Raw genomic sequence first — 21,340 nt, forward strand, 5'->3', positions numbered from 1 at the left:
CCGATCCCTAACTCTCTATCATAGGTTGAAATTTCAAATACATTTTTTTCAGTTCATTTACGGATCTGGACAGGGAGTATTGACTCTTCGCCTTATCCGAAGCGGTCCGGGCAAGCTCATAACGATAGAGCGGATCACTGATAACCTTCTCTAGCGCAACACTGAGTGCTATCGGATCCTCCGGCGGTACAAGCAAGCCGTTTACCCCATCCTCGATCTGCTCAGCGATACCGCCGACATCGGTGCCTACCAGCGCAAGGCAACTAAGCGCCGCTTCCGCGAACACCGAGCCGAACGCCTCCGCTCTCGAAGGCAGGACAAAGATATCAAAGAACGGCATAAACTCCTCGGGATGCAGCGTATATCCGTAAAAAATCGTCTCCTGGTAGATGCCGAGTGTTTTGGCCATCTCCTCGAGCTCCTGTCGGGAAGGTCCGTCGCCGATAATATGAAGAACGTAATCATATCCTTTGCGTTTCAGTTCCGCGCAAGCTTGAAGCAGAATGTCCAATCCTTTTGCAGGTACCAGACGGCATACCGTAATCAACTGCGGCACCGCATTTTCATGAGGCACCGGTTTAAATCTTTTATCATCAAATCCGTTATGAATAACCCCGATTGATTCGGGCGTATTCACGTAGGGAGCCATATAATCCTTGAAGGAGTTCGACACCGTCAACAAACGGTCGCTGATATACTCAAGCTCCTTATATAAAGAGACCAGGAATCTGTGTTCCAGCCCTCCTTCTTTGATTCTTCCGTTCAGGATGAGCTCGCGCTCGTAACTGGAATGCACGGTTTGGATGAGCGGAACCTCAGGGAATACGGCTTTCATCGACATGCCTGCAATCGGATGATGACTATGGATAAGATCATAAGGCTTTTGAAGACGCAGACGTGTCCACCACAGGTAATCCCGGTAGGTTTGAAGGTATTTCGCTACAATCGCACTCCCTTCGAACTCTTTCCAATCAAAGGTATGGAATACCGGATCCTCCTGGCCTTTGTTGCGGATCCGCTTGGGCAGCCAGAACATCTCCATCTCCCAACGAGAGGAATGAAAACGCTCCTGCAAATAAGGAATCATGGACGAGACGCCGCCTGGCTGTTCAGGAGGGAAGAATAATGCTTGAAGAAGTTTCATGGGGATCCCCCTTTCTCTAAATCTCTTTTCAGATTCATTGTTTTTCGATATGATATATTAGAACATATGTTTCATACAAAGGAAACCTATCCCTACTCAGGAGTGAATCGATTTGTCCTATGAATTGAGTTACTGGTCCACTTCTCCACTACCTACCATATTTGCTGTATGCGGAGCTTATATCGCGCTTATGATGCTGATCATGTGTCTCTTTATGTACAGCAAGCAACGCAAGAATGCTTACATATATATGGCGGCAGCCTTCTTCTTCATTATGACATACGAGGGTCTGAACATCCATTCGGCTTGGAGTGGAAAATCTGTTTTTTCACCGGAATCGGACGTCCTTCGTTTCATTCAGCTTTTTTCGTTTGTCCTGCTGAACGTCTCGATTGTCATGCTGTACCGTAGAGTCAAGACCATGCATTATTGGCTTCCCTTGTTGTCAGCCCTACTTCTCATGCTTCCGCTCATTCTTCCCTCATTTCTTCCTTACACCCTGGACCCGATATGGCAAAGCATATATTTTGATGGTTTTCAGCTCTTGGCGCTCTATCTGGCTTATACCAAAGTCACCCCGCGGATCGGACAACCGATCAAATATGCGATTGGACTTGCCGTCTACGCTCTCTCGGCTATCCTGCAATCCATACATACCTTTTCTGGCAGTCTGTCTCCTCCGCTTCAGGGACTCGCACTCGCCCTGCCGGTGCTTTTCTATAGCATCGTATTCTTCATCCTGTTCAGACGCATTGTCGAGCTGATGCAGTCCATCTACCGGTCCGCCATTACGGACGGATTAACAGGACTCTACAACCGCAGGCATTTTATGAAGTATCTGGACCATTACGCGTCTCAGGAATTGAAGATATCCGCTATCTTCTGCGACATCGACAATTTCAAGAAGCTGAATGATACCCAGGGCCATGCCAGAGCCGATGAAGTACTGAAGCAGGTCGCCGCCATTATGGAGGAAGAGCTTGATGGTATCGGGATTACCGGCCGGTATGGCGGCGAGGAGTTGGTCGCCGTGGTGGTTGACCGCAAAGTCAAACCCGCGCAGGTCGCCGAGAACATCCGAGCCAGAGTGGCAAGCGAGAGCATCGTCACCATCAGTATCGGCTACAGCGTATTGCGCAAAGGCGTTCGCGGCGATGAACTCATGAAACAAGCCGATAAAGCGATGTATCATTCCAAAACAACCGGCAAAAACAAGGTATCCGATTACCGGTCCTTAAAAACCTCTTCAACCGAATCAACGGAATCCGCCGGATAACACTGGCGCAGACTGCCCACTATATGAAGTGGGCGGTCTTTTTTTTTGCTTGACATTTCTTTACTACGCCCTCGGCAACATGATAAACTAATGACCGATTCCTTAAAGCCAGAGAAGAAATGAACTCTGAACTGGGATTTCTTTTCCATACACTGCAGCATGTACCTTATTCTAAAGAAGGAGCAATATAACGAATGAGAAAGGAACTATTGCCTGTTGGCTTTGTCACCAGCATGAATGATATTCTTGGGGATGCCTCGTGCGATTTTTGGGACAGCTATGATTTCCCCCGCACCCACGGGCTGCGTCTTAATCGGCTGAAAGCGGTTCATGCCGCAGACAGCGTAAAAAAACTCATCCGGCAATTCGAGCTGACGCCAGTGCCCTGGTGTGATACCGGATACTATTATGATGAAAGCTTGCGTCCAGGCAAACACCCCTATCATGCCGCTGGACTATATTATATTCAGGAGCCCTCGGCAATGTCCGCAGTCGAGCTGTTGAATCCTCAGCCCGGAGAGACCATCCTGGATCTTGCGGCAGCTCCCGGCGGCAAGACAAGCCATATTGCCTCCAAGATGATGGGCCGGGGACTGCTCGTCTCCAATGAGATCCACCCCGAACGGGCGCGGATTCTAGCCGAGAACGTGGAACGTATGGGAATCATGAATACAGTCGTTACGAGTGCGGCACCGGATAAGCTATCCCGCCGTTTCGTTGCCTGCTTTGACCGGATCATGCTCGATGCGCCATGCTCCGGTGAAGGCATGTTTCGAAAGGATGCCACAGCGATTGAGGAATGGTCGCCTGAACATGTGGATCTGTGCGTCGCCCGGCAGTGGGACATTGTCCAGGAGGCTTACCGGATGCTCAAACCGGGAGGAACTCTGGCTTATTCTACCTGTACATTCAACACGGCCGAGAATGAAGAGATGATTGAGCACATTCTTTTGCAGTATCCCGATATGGAGCTGCATGAAATGAAGCGCTTGTGGCCCCATTTGGAACGGGGGGAGGGGCATTTTGTTGCTATCTTGGTCAAATCGGCGGCTGCCGGAGCTTTACATGAAGACCTCGGTTACTCTGAGGGCAGCAGCAAATCTCCCGCAAAATCAAATCGAGGCAGCAAACAAACGCCTGCGCCTTCCGCTCTGGCTGAATATCAGGCTTGGGCGAAGCAGGACATCCCTGGATTTGAGCTTAACGGCGGTACTCCGATATTGTTCGGTGAGGAGCTGTACTGGCTTCCGGTCAGCGAGAGCTTGGCATGGAATGACAAGCAGCTAAAGGGATTGAAGATGCCGCGCGCAGGACTGCATCTGGCTCATCTGAAGAAGAACCGCATCGAACCGGCGCATGCCCTTGCTATGTCCTTGCATCCTGGCCAAGCTGCCCGCAGCTGGGATCTGCCTTCAGATTCTGCCGAGGCAGCTGCTTATTTGCGGGGAGAAGTGATCTCCATTCCTTCCGAATACCGGGGATGGACGTTGGTAACCACGGATGGATTACCTCTGGGTTGGGGCAAAGCCAGCGGCGGACAGCTCAAGAATCACCTGCCCAAAGGCTTGCGCAAACCCAAGTAACGCCCATTTCTAAAACCCATACAGAACCGTACAGATCGAAACCATCGTTAAAACGGATAAGCTTCCGTTCAGCAGTCTGATTAAATATGTACAAAGGGGCCATCTCTCTGCAACAACATGCAGGGAGTATAGCCCCTTTATCATTTATAAAACTTTATCTGGCCATCTAATCTAATCAAAAATCATAAGCTGCGTCTTTGGTCTCCTGGATCGCGGACACCACATTCAAAAGCATTACCGTGTCTTCGACCAGACGCTCAATCATGAGGGCATCTGCCGCCATAATTGTCTCAGCTACATAGCGGGTATCCCCCTCATATTCCCGATAATCCCGGCCATCGCCAAGAACAAGGTTGTATTCAGCTAAATCCAGCAAGATCATCTCGGCATCCGGATATTTATCGCGAGCCAGCTAACAGCGTATAATTCATCGCCGTTGGTACTGGAAATGGAAAAGGTCAGGAGATCAGCGGCGAAGGCGATACTGCTGACGGAGAACATATAGAGGCTGAGGCTGAAGATACATTTTAATTAAGTGAACCCCCTTAAGGTAGATATTGTTGGAAACCCATATGGGAAACCAATGATACTTTAGCGGGATTTTATGAGGAACAAGCCATTAGACCAACGCCGTGTGGACCGTGATTCCGCTATTTGTAGGCAAAGGTGCTAAACATAATGTTAAGCGGACACGGGTTCCACTATGGCCGGCATATCACAGCAAAAACAGGGAAAAGTCGAGAATAACGGATTCTGTGACCGCGAATCCTTGAATTTGGTACTGTTGTTGGGAAATAGCGGATCTCCTGTCCGCATACATCAGTGCACACTGCCCATCAATTGTCCGACGTTTACATTATTGAATCGGTATTATCTTAAGGCTCATCCTTACTTCCAGCCCCATTTTTGAAAGATTTGATGAGATTCTTCCGTTCTTAAATAATCAATAAATTGCTGTGCTTCTTTTTTCTGATCGGTGATTTTCGTCAGGGAGATCGGCGTTCCACGATAGAGCTTTTCTTCTTCGGGTAGTTCGACCAGGCTGGTCACATCCTGGAGCCGGTAATGCCACGATTCATAGGTAATCCAGGCGTCCAGGCTGGAATCCGATTTCCATCGTTCAATGGCTTCGGCACTCGACTTTACAGAAAGGTTAATATTTTGGGAAATGCCTTCGATCAGCCCTTTTCTGCCTGCCAGGTCTTCCCACAGGCCAAGCTGGCCAGCCCCATTCACATCGAGTATTTTCACTCCCTTTTTCGTTAAATCCTCAAGGTTTTCAATCTTCTTAGGATTTCCTTTCCTCACCAATATTCCTGCAGCACGCGGGTAAAGCTCCGTTCTTGATTTAGTGTCAATGATTTCGGGGTGGTTGAAGATGAAGTCCTGCAGCATATACTCGGAGCCACCGAAAATAATATCTGCATCTTGCTTTGCCTGGCCGATCCAATTGCCCTCTGGTCCGGCTGTTACTTCTACCTCGATTCCCGTTTCAGCTGAAAAATGTTCAGCAGCTTCCTTGATCGGTCCAAGTGGTCCGCCCGGTCCGTACACCCGGATGACATGATCACTTTGGCTGGAATTTGGTGTCGCCTGGGACGCCGGCTTAGGATCCATTTCTGCATAGGCTGACAATCCCGCAGCCGTAATGACAAAGAGCAGTAGAGCTGATAGGAACACGGTCTTCTTCATGATTCTTCCTCCATTTCACACATGATATTTACCGGTATTATTAAAGGAAACGAAGGGAAGTTGTATACGGTTTGATTATAGTTGCAAAACAGTTCGAAAGTTTCATAAATCTATTGAAAATTAGTCTGGTGAAGAATAAATAAAGGTGCCTTCGCTGAGTTAACAAATTATCCACAAACAGGGGTCCTGTCATTTAAACATAAATAAAGAAGAAGCTCATCACTTGCTCACATTTATTAGACAAAATCATTTATATATTTTTTTCGAACCGCTAAGACATTTCGTTCGTTAGCTGATATGAGATGTATTTTTATCCTATGGGAGGTTGTTTGATGATAATCAAAAATCGATTCGTCACCGTGCTATTCAGTCTGGTTATTTGCGCAGGATTTGTTCTGCCAGTAACCGGTGCATCCGCCGCAGAAGGGAAGTTCACAGTGAAATCCGATGTGGATACAGCAAGAGAGCTCGGTCTGCTCCAAGCAGACGGAAACAGTGTCAATGTCGACTTTTTAGCTAAAAAATCAACGAGACTGCAGGCTGCAATCACTTCACTCCTTCTTCAGGGCTACTTGGAGGAAGCCCTTTCTTACAAAGGAAACGGCAATTTTAAAGATGCTGCTCTTGTCGACACTGAAAACCAGGCTATCCTGTCTTACCTCAAAAACCACCCGGAGCGTGGATGGGCAGGCACAACGGGAAACATGTTCGACCCATTAGCCGAAATCAGCGCCCAGCAATTTTATAAAGTACTACTGGAGGTCCTTGGATACGGGGTTGGGAAAGATTTTAATTATGCGGATACTCTATCGTTTGCTGCCTCTAAAGGCCTTATGCAAATTGCCAACGCAGCCACTCTGACGAACACCGATATTGCAACGGCGCTTGTGGAAGGATTGTCAGCGACGTCAGCCAGAAACAATACGCTGTTTTCTGAGCTTCAGGAGCGTAAAGTGCTCCCAGCCGACGCCAAGCTCCCTTTGGGCGAACGGATTACGCTGCGTAGTGACGCCAAGCTGGGTACATATTTTGCCGATAAGACAGGACGCACGCTTTATTTCTTCACCAAAGACGCCGAAAATACGAATGCCTGCCAAGGTAAATGCATCGAAAACTGGGCGCTTTTCTACTCAGAGGATCTGCAGATTCCCGCAGAGCTGAACGCCGCTGACTTCTCCGTATTGACCCGTACGGACGGCACCAAACAGCTGACATACAAAGGCTGGCCCCTCTATTATTTTGCAAAAGATATGGCAGGTGGCGATATAAAAGGAGAAGCATTTGAAGGCGTCTGGTTCGTCGCCAAGCCCGATTATACCGTTATGCTCGGGACTTCTTCCAAGCTGGGCAACTATTTGACTGACGACCATGGGCGTACACTATATTACTTCGATAAGGACGTACCGCAAACAAGTACATGCGAAGGCAAGTGTATCGACAATTGGCCTGCTTATATGGCTGCCGGAAACAGTGTGCCTACAGGAATCGCTAGCTCCGACTTCAGCACGATCACCCGTTCGGACAGTCGCAAGCAATTGACGTACAAAGGGTATCCGTTATACTACTTCGCCAAGGATCAAGAGCACGGCGCAACCTCCGGACATGATTTCAACCAGCTTTGGTTCGTAATCGATCCGGCCAAATTCGACGGGACAACGGCCGCAAAAGCTTCCGGAGCGCCAACAGCACCGGGATCAAGTAATTTATAAAAAAAATTTGAACTTTCCATTAACGGGAATGGAAATTTTCTTGTTAACGCAACGATAGGCCCCATTCAGGATTGAAAACAGTGATGGGTCTAGGTAAGACGGGCTGACAACCTGGTCAAGCACAGTGTGCACAGCTCGAGGCTGGATCATAATTGTCTCAAATGGCAATCGGTTCCCGGTTGCCATTTTTTTTGATAGGATAAAAATAGAGCTTTGAATGAACTCACCTGGAGGCACGGTATGCAGAATCTTTCCGATTATGAACTCATGCTTCTAATAAAATGCAGGCAACACAATGCTTTATCCATCTTGTACGACCGGTATTCATCGCTCGTCTATTCCTTTGCGCAGAAAGCGATCGCGGACGAATCGGCTGTGAGGGAAATCGTGCAGGCCGTCTTCCTTCGTCTGTGGACCACCCAATCCGCTTACGATCCGGATAAAGGCCGATTTACTAGCTGGCTGTTAACCATTACGCGCAATATAACGATAGATTATCTTCGTAAGAGAAGAAGAGGTGAGGCAGAAGTCGTTTTTTTCGATTTGGAAAAGTTGAAGCGGTTTCCCGACGAAGTTGCGGCCTCACCGGAAGACAACGCGATTCGTGAATCGGAGAAGGAGCAACTCCTCGCCGCTTACCGGCATTTGTCGGAGCAGCAAATTCAACTGCTTGATCATTTTTACTGGCAGGGCTACAGCTTAAGCGAGTTGGCCGCAATCTATAACCAGCCGCTTGGAACAATCAAGAGCCGTCTACATCAAACATTGAAAGTATTGCGCAGGTATTTGGCCTCGGAAAGGGAGGAATGATGTATGCATGAGGAAGAACAGCCAACAACCATTTGCGGCCTGATTCTGGACTATGTTGCCGGGAGTTGTAAAAATGGGGAAAAACTGATCTTCGAGCGTCATCTGCCCTACTGTGACAGCTGCCGTTCGGAAATTGCTGAACTTCGTACGGTTTGGGAGGCGCTTCCGTCCGATATGGAACGATTGGAGCCCCCAAGTGATTTAAAACAACAAGTGATGGATGCCGTATTGGCGGCAGAGCCTTCACAGAACCATGATAACGTATCCGCCCGCAAAAGACGCATAGCGATTCACCGGATTCCAGCGAGTGTTACCGTTGCTGTCTTACTGGCCATTGTCCTCACCAGCTCCGTCTGGAATTACCTTCTGTATCAAAAACGAATCACGACAAGTCCCGCTTCCCTGGAGCAGGCACTGACTGTTCCAGCGGCCACAATCCAACGACTGATTACGCTTAATCCGCAAACCGCCGCCCCTAGTGATGCTTACGGAATCGCTGGCGTGGTCGAAAACGGGCAATCCAAGCAATTCGTCGTCTATGTTTTCAAGGCAAAGGCCACAATCGGCAACGAAGCATATCAGGTCTGGCTTATCCGGGATAACAAGCGTAAGAGCGCGGGTACGTTTCGCGTCGACGACAAGGGGGTAGGCATTCTGTCAATGCCGGTTGCTTCCGAGGAGAGCCTCGTCTTCGACGGTATTGGCATCACGCTCGAGCCTGATGACCGCGGCAATCTGCCTCGCGGCACTAAAATGTTCAGCTCAACCCTGTAACAGCAACGCGGGTATTCAGGAATATAAAAGGAGCTAAACTCTTCAGCTTAGCTCCTTTTTTTCTATATTGGTTTGCAGATACATATGAATTATATCTTGTTCGGGTTAGCCAGGTGCTCCTAGCCTATGTTCTGCTGACTGACGGCCCGGTGTTAGCATACAAGCTTCGTTGCCGCAGATCAACCCAGTTCTCGTTGATAAAGGCCACGCATTCCTCCCGCGTGCTCAGTCCAAAAGCCGGTGTCCAGCCGTTCGGAACAGCCGCGAAATCCGGCCAGAGCGAATATTGCCCCTCATGGTTCACCAGTACAAGAAACTTGCCGTCGACTTGCTCAAAAGGATTGGTCATGGATAAGTTCCCTCCTCTCCAATGTGGTCTGCCCTCGGGGTACAGCTGCCTCCAGCTTGCTTAGAATACACTTGCCGATATAGTCCAGAGGACCTGGCTGGCATAGATCCTTATGTCGGCATGCGATATCATGCCGTTCAATTCGCCCTCCAACATAAGGGCTCCACATCTCCGGTTCGATGGGCTCGAACCAATCGGGGATGATGGTCGAGTGGAAGAATATTATATCCCCTTCAAACTTCTTCGGAACGAACGCCTTCAACAGCCGAACCGAGTTCTCATAAGTCGCCTTCAGATTCATCATCGTCTCTTCCTCCAGGGACGCCAGCGCACTGCTCTCATTACGCAGCAATTCCAGCGCTGTCGCTATGGTTAGCGGTGTGTCTCCAAGCCCCTCTTCAATGCTCTCCTTGTCAAAGCCGCCAAGCGCCAGCAGCGCGGTCAAAGCCTCATCTTCGTCGGGGTTTTCCTTGATCGGCAAATAATGACTTGGGTAAGCATCCAGTATGGCTAGCAATTCAATGTCTTCACCCGCCTCCTGCAGCTGTACCGCAATCGACTGAGCGACATTGCCGCCCAGAGACCATCCGAGCAGCCGGTATGGCCCTCTTGGTTGAAGGGAACGTATGTGGTCGATATAGTCTGTCGTCATCTCTTCCAGTGATTTCGGCAGCTCCTCTACTTGCGCTATCCCCCTCGCCTGTAAGCCGTAAATCGGATAATCCATGCCGAGATGCTTCATCAAGCCGGCATAGCACCAGCTTAGTCCTCCAGCCGGATGCACGCAGAACAGCGGGATTTGCCTTCCATGCGCCCGAAGCGGAAGCACAACCTGCAGCGCACTGGTACCGCCACCCATCTCAAGCTTGTCGACAAGGCCCGCTACCGTAGGGGACTCGAATAAAGCCGCTATGCTTAACTCTTTTCCAAGCGCTTCGCGAACCCGGCTGATAAGCCGGACAGCCAATAACGAATGGCCGCCGAGCTCGAAGAAGCCGTCATCGATACCCACCCGTTTGACTCCCAATATCTCGGCAAACAACTCGCATAACACTTCTTCCTGCGGGGTTCGTGGATGGCGTCCATCTGCATCGAATGCCATATCGGGAGCCGGCAGCGCTTTGCGATCGAGCTTTCCGTTAGGCGTAAGCGGCAGCTTGTCCATAAATACGAACGCCCCGGGAACCATGTAATCAGGAAGCATCGAGGCGGCATAACGGCGCAACTCTGCACCTGAAGACAGCTCACAACTGGGCTTGCTCACAACATAAGCCGCAATCCGCCGATCTCCTGGCTGGTCCTCACGCACAATGACAGCCGCCTGCGCGAGTGCCTCATGGCGAATGAGGACCGATTCGATTTCACCAAGCTCGATCCGGAAACCCCGTATTTTCACCTGATGATCGGACCGTCCCAAATAATCCAGCGAACCGTCAGCCTGCCGCTTCGCCAAATCGCCGGTTCGGTACATTCTTGTCCCAGGCGGACCATACGGATCTGCCACAAACCGGTCCGCCGTCAGGTCGGGTCGTCCCCAATACCCCCGCGCAAGTCCTGCGCCGGCGACATACATCTCTCCGGTTACGCCATACGGAACGGGCCGAAGCTTGGCATCCAGGACATATACTCTGAGATCCGGTATGGCTTCTCCGATCATGCTGCCGGCTCCCGGCAGCGCAAGGTTCCGGTTCAATTCCATATAGCTGACATGCACGGTTGTTTCCGTAATGCCGTACATGTTGATCAGGCGCGGGGCATCGTCGGCATAACGCTCATACCAATCCGCAAGCCGTCCGAGCTCCAAGGCTTCACCGCCAAATACAACGTACCTGAGCGACAGTTTCTGCCCCATCTCCGCCTGCTCTCGATCCGCCTGAATCAACGGATAGAACGCCGAAGGCGTCTGATTCAGCACCGTCACGCCTTCCCGGACCAACAAGTTCAACATGTCGTCCGGCGATCTGCTGATCGTATGCGGAACAACGACGAGTCGGCCACCGTACAAGAGCGGTCCCCATAATTCCCATACCGAGAAATCAAAGGCATACGAGTGGAATAATGTCCATACATCGGTCTCATCAAATTGAAACCAATTCGCGGTAGAATCAAACAACCGGATGACATTCTGGTGCGGTACAAGCACGCCCTTCGGTTTGCCGGTAGACCCGGAGGTATAAATGATATACGCAGCATTCTGCGGCGTAAGCGGCCTGTGACGCTCATGGTCGCTTGGATTTTCTTTAGAATAACACTGCAACCGTAAAGCTTGCTCGGACTCATCGATCACAATGCATCTGATGTTTGCTGATCCCGGCAGCCGATCCAGCACATGAACACTCGTAATGAGACATACCGGACAAGCGTTCTCCATCATGTAAGCCAGTCGTTCCTCCGGGTACTCCGGATCCAGCGGCAGGTAAGCGGCCCCCGCCTTAAGTACAGCCAATATGCCGATAACCATGTCCATCGAACGCGGCAAGGCGAGTGCTACGATCTGATCCGTACCGACGCCTGCTGCAATCAACCAGTGAGCAAGCCGATTAGCACGCTCATTCAGCTCCTCATAACTCAGAGACAATCCATCATGGACAATCGCGACCGATTGAGGCGAGCGGCTGACCTGCTCCTCAAACTGCTGGGGCAAGGTTGCCTGCTTAGTGACAGGCAGCGGAGCACTCCACTGTCGACGGATTTCCTCACGCTCATGAACGGTTAATATATCAAGTTCACTGATGGTTTTACTTGGTTCAATGGCAGCACTCTCCAACACGCGCACATATCGCTCCGCCATCGCTTCTGCCGTTCTGCGCTCGAACAAATCTGTACTGAATTCGATTAAACCGTCCACTCCGTCAGGTTCGCCGTTCATATCCCGCCGCTCTGTCAGCTCAAAGGTTAGGTCAAACTTCGCCGTACCTACGCTTTGCAGCTGCAGCTTTGAGCTGACTCCCGGCAGCTCAAGCAAAGTTTCCGGCGTATTTTGCAGCACGAGCATCACTTGGAAAAGCGGATGTCTCGCCCGGGAACGCGGCGGGTTCAATGTCTCGACAAGCCGCTCGAACGGCACATCTTGGTGCTCGAAGGCGGCCAGGCTCCTCTCCCGTACCCGTTGCAGCAGCTCGTCGAATGGAGGGTCATCCGACGTGTCTACACGAAACACAAGCGTATTGATGAAGAAACCAATCAATTGATCCAGACTGTCGTCGTTCCGGCCCGAGACCGGACTGCCGATCGGAATGTCCGTACCTGCACCCAGCTTCGTAAACAGCGCAGCCATTGCAGACTGAAACACCATAAATAAAGTCGCTCGATTGCTCTGCGCGAGCGCATTCAACTGCCGATGCAGTTCACGCGAAATCGGAAACGACACGCTTCCGCCCTGATAGCTGGCGACAGCTGGCCTCGAATAATCGGTGGGCAGCTCCAATTGCTCCGGTAAATCGAAAAGTGCCTCGGTCCAATAGTCCAGCTGACGGGCGATCAAACTGCTCTTATCGCCCGAGCTGCCAAGAAGCTTCTCCTGCCAAACTGCATAATCTGCATATTGGACCGGTAACGGAGACCATTCCGGTTCACTCCCCAGGCGCCGTGCGGTATAGGCGTCTGATAGATCTCGTGACAGGGGAGTAAGCGACCAGCCGTCTCCCGCTATATGATGCAGCAGCAACAGCAGAACATACTCTTTGTTATCCAGCTTGAACAACTTTACCCGCAGCGAGGTTTCGGTGGCAAGCTCGAATGGGTGCCTGACGGCTTCGGCCAATCGATCAGGCAGCTCCGACTGGCTGATTTCGGTCACCATCAGTTCCGGTCGTGCCTCCTCGGCGTCCAGGATGTGTTGATAGGAAGTCCCCTCTTGATCCGGGTAAACCGTGCGCAGCGATTCATGACGAGCCGTCACATCCCCCAGCGCCATTCGCAATGCGTCCACATCAAGCTCACCTGACAAGCGAGCTACAAGCGGAATATTATAGGTCGGACTCGGACCCTCCAGACGGTATAAAAACCATAACCGCTGCTGGGCAAAAGATAACGGCAGATGCTCGGTCCGCATCACGGGACGCACAGCCTGTCTGGCCGCTTGCGCATAATCAAGCCGCTTGACGAGACTCGCGACCGTCGCTGCTTCAAACAGACTTCCCATGCTAAGCTCCACGCCAAAGGCCTCCCTGACACGTACCATCACCCTGCCGGCAAGCAGGGAATGGCCGCCGAGGGCGAAGAAATCATCATCAATGGTAACCCGCGGTAACCCGAGCACCTCGGCAAAAATCGTGCAGAGCATTTCTTCCTGGGGTGTCCGCGGCATACGGCCGACTGTCAACGGATGATCCGGCGCAGGCAGCGCCTTGCGATCCACCTTTTTGTTCGGCGTTAACGGCAGCGCGTCGATTGCCACGATAACAGACGGCACCATGTACTCGGCCAGTTTCTCTGCGGCATAATCCCGTAACTCTGCCATATTGATGAGGCTTGAAGCAGATGGAGACGGTACGATATAAGCAACGAGGCGTCGATCACCGGCCCGATCCTCACGGATGATGACACAGGCCTGCTCCACCTGGTGATAAGCCACAAGCACGGACTCAATCTCTCCCGTCTCGATACGGAAGCCGCGCAGCTTGATCTGATGATCGGCACGCCCCAAATAATCAATCCAACCATTCTCCAGCCAGCGGGCAAGGTCGCCTGTTCGGTACATCCGGGATCCGGACGGACCAAAGGGATCCGCTACAAATCGTTCCGCCGTCAAGTCGGGTCTTCCCAGATACCCCCGGCCAAGCCCCGAACCTGCAATATACAGCTCACCTGTTACGCCTGGCGGAACCGGCGAGAGTGAAGAATCGAGCACATACAGTCTCGTATTCCACACCGGTCCCCCAATGGATGGCTTGTCCCGTTCATGATCGAGCTTCGCCGCCGTCGAATAAATCGTTGTCTCCGTCGGTCCATATTGATTATTCACTTCACAGTTTAGATCTTGCAGCGCAAGCTTAAGACCGACAGGCAGCGCCTCCCCCCCTGTGATGACTTTCAGACGCTCAAACTTTTCTGGACGGCAAGCGACAATGGACTGCCATAACGTCGGGGTCGCCTGCATGACGGTCGTCCCGGTTTCCCGAATTCTGCCTATGAGCGCCGTCGCATCGAGAATGGTATCCCGCATCACGATGTCGAGCGTCGAACCGGATGCTAGCGGCAGCAGCACCTCCATGACCGAGATGTCGAATGACATCGTGGTAACCGACAGCCAGCGATCCCGCTCCCCAATCTCCAATCGCTCGCGCATATCCGATAGCAGATTGGCAAGTCCTTCGAACGTGAGCAGGACGCCCTTGGGCCGTCCTGTGGATCCGGACGTATAGATAACATAGGACGGGTGAAGCGGCAGCAGCGGCCGTATGCGATCAGCATCGACAGGATCATGAAACGCCTGCTGCTCCAATTGCTTGTGGGTAGCCGGCGCATCCAGCACAATCACGTCTTTGTCTTTCATGACAGCTGCGAAATTTCCAGCCAGCTCCTGTGTTATGATCAAACACGCCGGCTTCGCATCTTCAAGCATATAGGCGATCCGTTCATCCGGATAATCCGGATCTAACGGTAAGTAAGCCGCTCCAGCCTTATGCACGGCCAGGATCGCAACAATCATGTCCGCCGAACGGGGCAGGGAAAGGGCAACGATTCGTTCAGGACCTACTTCACGGGCAATAAGTAAGCGAGCCAGGCGGTTCGCTCGCCTGTTTAGCTCCTCGTAACGAAGGGTTAACCCTTCGCATACCACCGCCTCCGCCTGTGGGGTACGTGTCACCTGCTCCTCGAATAATTCCGGTATGCTTAACTGTGGTAAGGGACGAGCCGTATCATTCCATTGAAAAAGCACCTTGTCGCGTTCTTCCGGCAAGATAAAGGCCACACTTCCTACAGAATGGGCCGGCTCCGCTTCGGCCAAGTTGTCCAGCAAATACAAATAGCGTTGTAAATGGGACTCTAACTCCTCCAGGGTATAGATTAAGGGATTGGCGTCCATTTCGACTCTCAGCCCGTTCCCATCCGAACTATCCAAACTTCCATATACGTTCAAGGTCAAGTCATCCACCGGTCCGGAAGCCAGGTTACGAACGCTGCCGCCGAAACCACCAAAGTTCAATTCCGAAGCAAAGGGCATCACATTCACGAGTGGTCCAAATAACCTGCGGTTATCGGCGAGCAGCTTGAGATCGCGCCGGATGTCCTGATGCCTGTAGCGCTGATGCCGCTTGATCTCGCGAACCTCCCGTGCGACCTGCTGCAGCAGGTTGATCAGACTCATATCGGGCCTTATGTGCGCCCGGAGCGGCAGCACATTCATGACCATCCCTGGTATACGGATGGAAGCCGAACCTAGGCGACCCATCACCGGCAATCCAAGCACAACATCCTCAGCGCCTGTTATACGGTGTATATATAAGGCCATTGCAGCCGCAATTACATCCGGCCAGCTTGTCCCTGATGCTTGTGCAACCTCCTGTAAGCGATGGATCGAAGATTCGGGAAGCTGCACCGATCGGCGCAGGAAGCTGCGTGCCGAACGCTGTGCCTGACCGCCTAAGCTGACGACCTCCGGCTCATCGACAAAGCGCCGTAGCCAGAATTCACGATCCGAGTTGAGCTGCTGCGACATGCGGTATGACGTATCTTCTTCCAGGATCGTACGAAACCTGCCGAACGCTCCTATGCCGGAAGATACTCCGCCCGCCAATTCCGTGTAGACTTGGGAAACTTTTTGCAGCAGAAGCGATACGCCGAACCCATCGATTACGATATGATGAATGCGTTGGTACCAATAGTAGCGATCGGCAGCGATCTTGAACAGCGCCTCCGTAAACAAAGGCCCTCGGCTCAGATCGACCGCTTGGGCAAGATCATGTTCCATCCAGCTTTGGGCAGCATGATGGGGATCCTTCTCCCCGCTGACATCCAGCACATGGAGGACCCAGTCCGGAGATGGATCGATCGACTGCCAAGGCCCGTCCACATCTTCGCCGAAGCGAACATGCAATGCATCCGCCTCCACGACCACTTGACGTAAGGCCCTCTCGAACAGAACCGGGTCTATAGGTCCTCGTATTTCAATGCATTCCGCCGTGTTGAATATCGGATTGACCGGGTCAAGCTGCTGGGCGTACCAAATCCCCAGCTGCGCTCCGGACAGAGACCAGCGCTCCTTCTCCCGCTCAAGCATATCCATCCCTCCTTACACCGTATAGTAATCATAATTAGGCCGCGACAAGCACAGCTTATCCGACAACAATTCCCACCAACCCGCCAGTGTAGGCCGCTCGGCCAATTCCACAAAGCTGATATCGATGCCTCCACGCCGCAAACGCTCGGCCAAACTCATGATCCGAATGGAATCCAGCCCCCAGTACTCAATCAGATGGTCATCTTCGCCAATATTAGACGACTGCTCCTGCAGTAAATCTGCTACGTTCTCTCGCAACGTTTGCAGCGTCAACAGCGGTAGTGCGTCCGCAGAACTCTCCCCCTCTCCGCTTGGAGCTACAGAATGCTCCGAGACCGTATGCTGCCCTTGGGTTAACGAAGCAACCAAACGTTCCGTGGTCAGCGTAACAGCGCAGCGTTCGGCAGCATAAGTCAGTGCCAGACGATGCTTCTCTTCCGAGAAATCGGCAAGGGCATCCGCAATGAAGAATGGCTGGATGTCTTTCATAAAAGCTTCGGTTGCGGTCAGCAAACAACCGATATGGGCGTAAATCCCGCAGATCATCAGCTGGTCGCGGCCTTGCTCGCGCATCATTTCATGCAAATTGGTTTTCTGAAAGGCGCTGTATCTCCATTTGGTTAACAGCAGATCCTGCTCTGTTGGCGCCACCTCATCCACGAATCTCTTCTGGTAAGGACCGTCATTGATGCCCGACCCCCAGAAATCCTGCAGCAGACCACGCTGCTCCGGTGCTTGTCCGCCAGGTTGTGCCGAATAGATCACGGGAATGCCAAGCTCAGCACAACAAGAGCGAAGCTTCTGAATATGGGCGATCAGCTCAACGACAGGCGATTGATCCGGAGTGAACGCGTCGATGAAATATTGCTGCATATCGTGGATGAGCAGCACGGCTCGGCTGTGATCTGCCGTCCATGCCACCTTATTCTTGGGCAGATCCGCCTCCCCAGGCATGGGATAAGGTAAAATCTTAGGAAGTGCCATCATATCTCCTCATTTCTAAATGAATTGGATATATTCACCCGAGCGTCATGATGTTTGTATCGCTAGTTCGCGCAGACTCTTTTTGCTTACTTTACCGACACCCGTGTGCGGGAAGGAATCCATAAACTCCACCCGATCCGGGATTTTGTATGCAGCGAGCCCCCTATTTCTGAGAAAAGCCTTCAGTTCATTGCCGCTAACCGCAGCATCATGGACGATAACGAATGCACATGTCCGCTCGCCCAGATACTCGTCCGGCATGGCGACCACGGCTGCATCGTGCACGCTCGGATGGGCAAGCAGATGATTCTCGACCTCCTCGGCCGCGATTTTGTCACCCCCGCGGTTAATCTGATCCTTGGAACGGCCTTCGATCACCAGGTATCCTGAGGGCGTCATACTCGCCAGATCCCCCGTTCGATAGAAGCCGTCTGTGGTAAAAGCCTTTTCGTTAAACTTGTCCGCTTTATAGTAGCCGCGAATCGTATAGGGTCCCCGTGTCAGCAGTTCCCCCACTTCACCGGGAGCCACCTCCACGTCATCCTCATCGACCAGCCGCACTTCATCATACGGGGACATCGGACGCCCCTGCGTATGCACCGTTATCTCTTCCGGGTCATCCAGCCTGGTATAGTTCACCAAGCCTTCCGCCATCCCGTATACTTGCTGCAGCGTACATCCCAGCACCATTTTTACCCGCTTGGCTGCCTCTGCACTGAACTTGGCCCCACCCACCTGCAGCACCTGTAGGTGGGATAGATCATCCGAGCGGGATTGTGCGGCCTCTAGCCAGATTAAGGCCAGAGGCGGGACGACCGCCGTTATTGTTACGGCCTCGGAGGCGATCAGCGGAAACGCCACCTCCGGACTCGCGGACCGGGCAAGGACAACTCTCCCTCCCGCATACAGCGTCCCCAGTACGCCCGGCGAGCTAAGCGGAAAGTTATGGGCAGCGGGCAGTACCGCCAAATAAACGCTATCCTTATCCAGCGAGCAGATTTCGGCGCTCATGCGCAAGCTGTAAATATAGTCGTCATGCGTGCGCGGAATGAGCTTCGGCAGTCCGGTCGTCCCGCCAGACAGCTGCAGGAACGCAACATCGCCGGGATCGGGGCCTTCCTCGTCTAATTCGCTTGAAGGACTGCCCAAATCATTGAGATACAGATCATCCAGGGATAGAAATGACCCCGAGCCCGGGTCGCCTGCAACGATGACATTTCGCAGCGAAGGAACCGATATCTGAACTTGAGCTGCCAAGTCCCGGTAATCATATCCCGAATCCTGATCCGGTATAATATAAGCGGCAGCTTCGCTGAATCCGCATAGATATACGATTTCGCTCCGGCGGTGGACGGGCAGGGCGAAGACAGGAATTGCCCCGATGCGGAACAGCGCAAATATCGTATCGAAAAATGGCGCGATATTCGGCAGCTGAACGATAACCCGTTCCTGCGCTTTAATCCCGAGTTTAAGAAATCCCGCTGCTAGGCGGTCCACCCGGTTGTCCAGCTCAGCATAACTTGTACGCTGATCGCCACTCACGATCGCAGTTCGCTCCCCATGCGCTGCCGCACGCTTCCGCAGCAGCGCTCCAAACGTTTCGCCCTGCCAGCATCCTTCCTCCCGATAACGGGCTGCAAACTCCTCCGGCCAAGCCTTGCAACCTGCCAATTCCGACATCCTCATTCCTCCTCCAAAAGCGTTGTCTGTTGCTCATTCAAGCCCATGGTTGCAAGAATCGTGCGGAATTTGGCTGACGTCTCGGCCAACTCGGCTTCCGCATTGGAGCCTGATACGATTCCGGCTCCCGCAAACACCCGCAGTAAGGTTCCTTCCGTTTCCGCGCAGCGAATCGTTACGGCCCACTCGCCGTCTCCGTTAGCATCCGACCAACCAACGGCCCCCGAATAGAATCCGCGATCAAACGGTTCGATCGCTCGTATGACATCCCTGGCCGCATCGGTCGGCGTGCCGCAGATCGCCGGTGTCGGGTGCATCGCCAGAGCAAGATCCAACGACGTTACGGAATCATCCTTCAGGACGCCGTTGATCTCGGTAGACAGATGCCACATGGCATTCGTGTGGATGAGGGTAGGTTCGGCGGGAACTTCCAACTTGCTGCAAAAAGGCTGCAAAGCCGACGCCACAGCATCAATTACGAGGGCATGCTCATATCGGTCCTTAGCGGATGACAGCAGGGCTGTCGCCCGCCGCTTATCTTCAACGGGATCGGTACTCCGCGCGGCGGAACCGGCCAAAGGATTCCCCTTGATTCGAAGCCCCTTCTTCGTTACGAGCAGCTCTGGGCTTGCCCCAAACAGAGTCCTTGTAGATGCAACGGCATCCGGACTGGAAGCGTGGGGTAACTCGGGTGCCAACGGAACGGCAAAGTTATAGCCATGGGAGTGATGATAAGCTAAGTGATTCAATATATGAGGAATGGACAAGGCATGAGGAAGCGTGATCTCCAGTGTTCGGGATAGCACCGCTTTATGGAGTGTTTCTTGACTAATCAGATCCAGCAACCGGTTCACGCCTTCCTTGAACGCCGCCGGTTCAGGAACGGACAGCACGTTATAACTGGAAATCCGGGGCCTTTCCGGGGCTTGTCCTGTAGAGAATAGAAGGGTATCATACCACTGAGCCGTAAGCGGAATAAACAGGTTCGCCGGCTTCAATATGTCAAAAGGGATGGCGCCTACAACAACGGCATCCGACCGTCCCGCTTGCTTGGCGAGGTCCAGCAGTTCCCAGGCGCGTTCCGGCAGTGAACTATGATCGTTCCCTGAGGGAATCGAAAGTCTTGAATACTCTCCATGCGTTAACAACGTCTTGCGCGGGGATGAGAAGAAGAAGGACGAACCGACCCGGTATTGTTCCATAAGTTGCACAGCCTCGGCTGCGGTTGGAGCATCATACTGTAACATTTCAGTCTCCTCTCTGCTTATGAGCCTACCATTTATCGAATTTGCAAAAAGAGTAAAACACGAGAATCCTCAGCAGCCCAACGTCGCGCCGCCATCCACGCATACATCCTGCATGGTCATGTGCCGGGCCCGATCGGATACGAGAAAAATGACGGCATCCGCAATATCGGAAGGGAGCGCGATTCGACCAAGCGGTATACCGACACGGTAAGAGTCCAGCGCCCCCTCGATGATGGGCCCTGTGCCTTGATCATCCTTCCAGAGCAAACGCTGCATCCCGGTATCCGTAGAACCCGGGGAAACCACATTACAGCGGATGTGATGACGAGCATATTCCAGCCCCAAACACTTCGTGAACATCGTGGACGCTGCCTTCGAAGCAGCATAAGCCGACATCTGGGCCCGTGGAACTTTGGATGCATTCGAGCTCACGGTCACGATAGCCCCAGAATTACGGCTCGCCATCCTTCGGACGACGGAGCGCGACGTGTAGAATACGCCGTTGGTGTTGACGTTGAAATGCGCCTGCCAATCCTCGTCGCCAAGTGACTCAACCCCTCCGATTCGCAGCACTCCGGCAACGTTAACGAGAATCTCGATCGGACCGAGTTCCTCCTCAATCCGCTCGATCATCACTTCAACCTCGGCACTGCAGCTGACATCCGTCTTGTAAGCCGCAGCCTGCACACCTGAGCCGCATAGATCGGCCGTAAGGCTGATCAGCTCGGCCTCCTTCTGATCGCAAGCCGCGACGACAGCTCCTTCCCGGGCGAGGGCTCGTGCCACCGCTTCGCCTATCCCTTGGGCGGCACCGGTCACGAGGGCTACTTTCCCGTTAATACCTGTAATCTCCAAGGCGATCACCTC

General features: G+C 52.5%; 14 protein-coding genes. 5 read left to right on the forward strand and 9 right to left on the reverse strand.

All coding sequences use genetic code 11. The annotated features are described in order from the left end of the window. Nucleotides 1–7 precede the first annotated feature (7 nt). Nucleotides 8–1,144, reverse strand: coding sequence for a glycosyltransferase family 4 protein (locus tag NYE54_RS24185; protein WP_213643895.1), 1,137 nt, complete (start codon nucleotides 1,142–1,144; stop codon nucleotides 8–10). A gap of 112 nt (nucleotides 1,145–1,256) precedes the next feature. Between NYE54_RS24185 and NYE54_RS24190 the strand changes: the two genes are divergently transcribed. After that, nucleotides 1,257–2,420 (forward strand): GGDEF domain-containing protein, encoded by a 1,164-nt coding sequence (locus tag NYE54_RS24190; RefSeq protein WP_339266769.1) that lies wholly within the window; start codon nucleotides 1,257–1,259, stop codon nucleotides 2,418–2,420. A gap of 194 nt (nucleotides 2,421–2,614) precedes the next feature. Beyond that, nucleotides 2,615–4,003, forward strand: a complete 1,389-nt coding sequence (locus tag NYE54_RS24195) for an RsmF rRNA methyltransferase first C-terminal domain-containing protein (protein ID WP_339266771.1) — start codon at nucleotides 2,615–2,617, stop codon at nucleotides 4,001–4,003. A gap of 175 nt (nucleotides 4,004–4,178) precedes the next feature. On the opposite strand, the gene NYE54_RS24200 is transcribed toward NYE54_RS24195, so the two are convergent. Then, a complete protein-coding gene (locus tag NYE54_RS24200) occupies nucleotides 4,179–4,379 on the reverse strand; it encodes a hypothetical protein (protein WP_339266773.1) in 201 nt (66 codons plus the stop codon). A 512-nt stretch (nucleotides 4,380–4,891) separates the two neighbouring features. Next, a complete protein-coding gene (locus tag NYE54_RS24205; protein ID WP_339266775.1) occupies nucleotides 4,892–5,695 on the reverse strand; it encodes a substrate-binding domain-containing protein in 804 nt (267 codons plus the stop codon). A 332-nt stretch (nucleotides 5,696–6,027) separates the two neighbouring features. Here NYE54_RS24205 and NYE54_RS24210 point away from each other — a divergent pair, with 332 nt between their 5' ends. The 3 genes from NYE54_RS24210 to NYE54_RS24220 all read left to right on the forward strand — a co-directional run bounded on the left by NYE54_RS24210 (nucleotide 6,028) and on the right by NYE54_RS24220 (nucleotide 8,988). Then, a complete protein-coding gene (locus NYE54_RS24210) occupies nucleotides 6,028–7,404 on the forward strand; it encodes a hypothetical protein (RefSeq protein WP_339266777.1) in 1,377 nt (458 codons plus the stop codon). A gap of 240 nt (nucleotides 7,405–7,644) precedes the next feature. After that, on the forward strand, nucleotides 7,645–8,214 hold the full coding sequence (locus NYE54_RS24215; RefSeq protein WP_339266779.1) for a sigma-70 family RNA polymerase sigma factor: 570 nt from the start codon (nucleotides 7,645–7,647) through the stop codon (nucleotides 8,212–8,214). 3 nt (nucleotides 8,215–8,217) lie between these two features. Further along, on the forward strand, nucleotides 8,218–8,988 hold the full coding sequence (locus NYE54_RS24220; RefSeq protein WP_339266781.1) for an anti-sigma factor: 771 nt from the start codon (nucleotides 8,218–8,220) through the stop codon (nucleotides 8,986–8,988). A 124-nt stretch (nucleotides 8,989–9,112) separates the two neighbouring features. Here the strand turns inward: NYE54_RS24220 and NYE54_RS24225 are convergent, their stop codons facing one another. The 6 genes from NYE54_RS24225 to NYE54_RS24250 all read right to left on the reverse strand — a co-directional run bounded on the left by NYE54_RS24225 (nucleotide 9,113) and on the right by NYE54_RS24250 (nucleotide 21,328). Then, nucleotides 9,113–9,337 (reverse strand): MbtH family protein, encoded by a 225-nt coding sequence (locus NYE54_RS24225; RefSeq protein WP_339266783.1) that lies wholly within the window; start codon nucleotides 9,335–9,337, stop codon nucleotides 9,113–9,115. Beyond that, complete coding sequence (locus NYE54_RS24230) at nucleotides 9,321–16,562, reverse strand: amino acid adenylation domain-containing protein (RefSeq protein WP_339266785.1); 7,242 nt, start codon at nucleotides 16,560–16,562, stop codon at nucleotides 9,321–9,323. The genes NYE54_RS24225 and NYE54_RS24230 overlap by 17 nt, the downstream gene beginning before the upstream one ends. Before the next feature lie 12 nt (nucleotides 16,563–16,574). Then, nucleotides 16,575–17,546 (reverse strand): isochorismatase family protein, encoded by a 972-nt coding sequence (locus tag NYE54_RS24235; RefSeq protein WP_339266787.1) that lies wholly within the window; start codon nucleotides 17,544–17,546, stop codon nucleotides 16,575–16,577. A 45-nt stretch (nucleotides 17,547–17,591) separates the two neighbouring features. Continuing rightward, nucleotides 17,592–19,226 (reverse strand): (2,3-dihydroxybenzoyl)adenylate synthase, encoded by a 1,635-nt coding sequence (locus NYE54_RS24240; RefSeq protein WP_339266789.1) that lies wholly within the window; start codon nucleotides 19,224–19,226, stop codon nucleotides 17,592–17,594. A 2-nt stretch (nucleotides 19,227–19,228) separates the two neighbouring features. Beyond that, nucleotides 19,229–20,473 (reverse strand): isochorismate synthase DhbC, encoded by a 1,245-nt coding sequence (dhbC, locus tag NYE54_RS24245; RefSeq protein ID WP_339266791.1) that lies wholly within the window; start codon nucleotides 20,471–20,473, stop codon nucleotides 19,229–19,231. A gap of 69 nt (nucleotides 20,474–20,542) precedes the next feature. After that, nucleotides 20,543–21,328 carry a 2,3-dihydro-2,3-dihydroxybenzoate dehydrogenase gene (locus tag NYE54_RS24250; protein ID WP_339266793.1) on the reverse strand — a complete coding sequence of 262 codons (786 nt, stop codon included), beginning with the start codon at nucleotides 21,326–21,328 and terminating at the stop codon, nucleotides 20,543–20,545. Nucleotides 21,329–21,340 lie beyond the last annotated feature (12 nt).

Origin of the sequence: Paenibacillus sp. FSL K6-1330 (assembly GCF_037976825.1) — a bacterium.
GTDB lineage: Bacteria > Bacillota > Bacilli > Paenibacillales > Paenibacillaceae > Paenibacillus_AQ.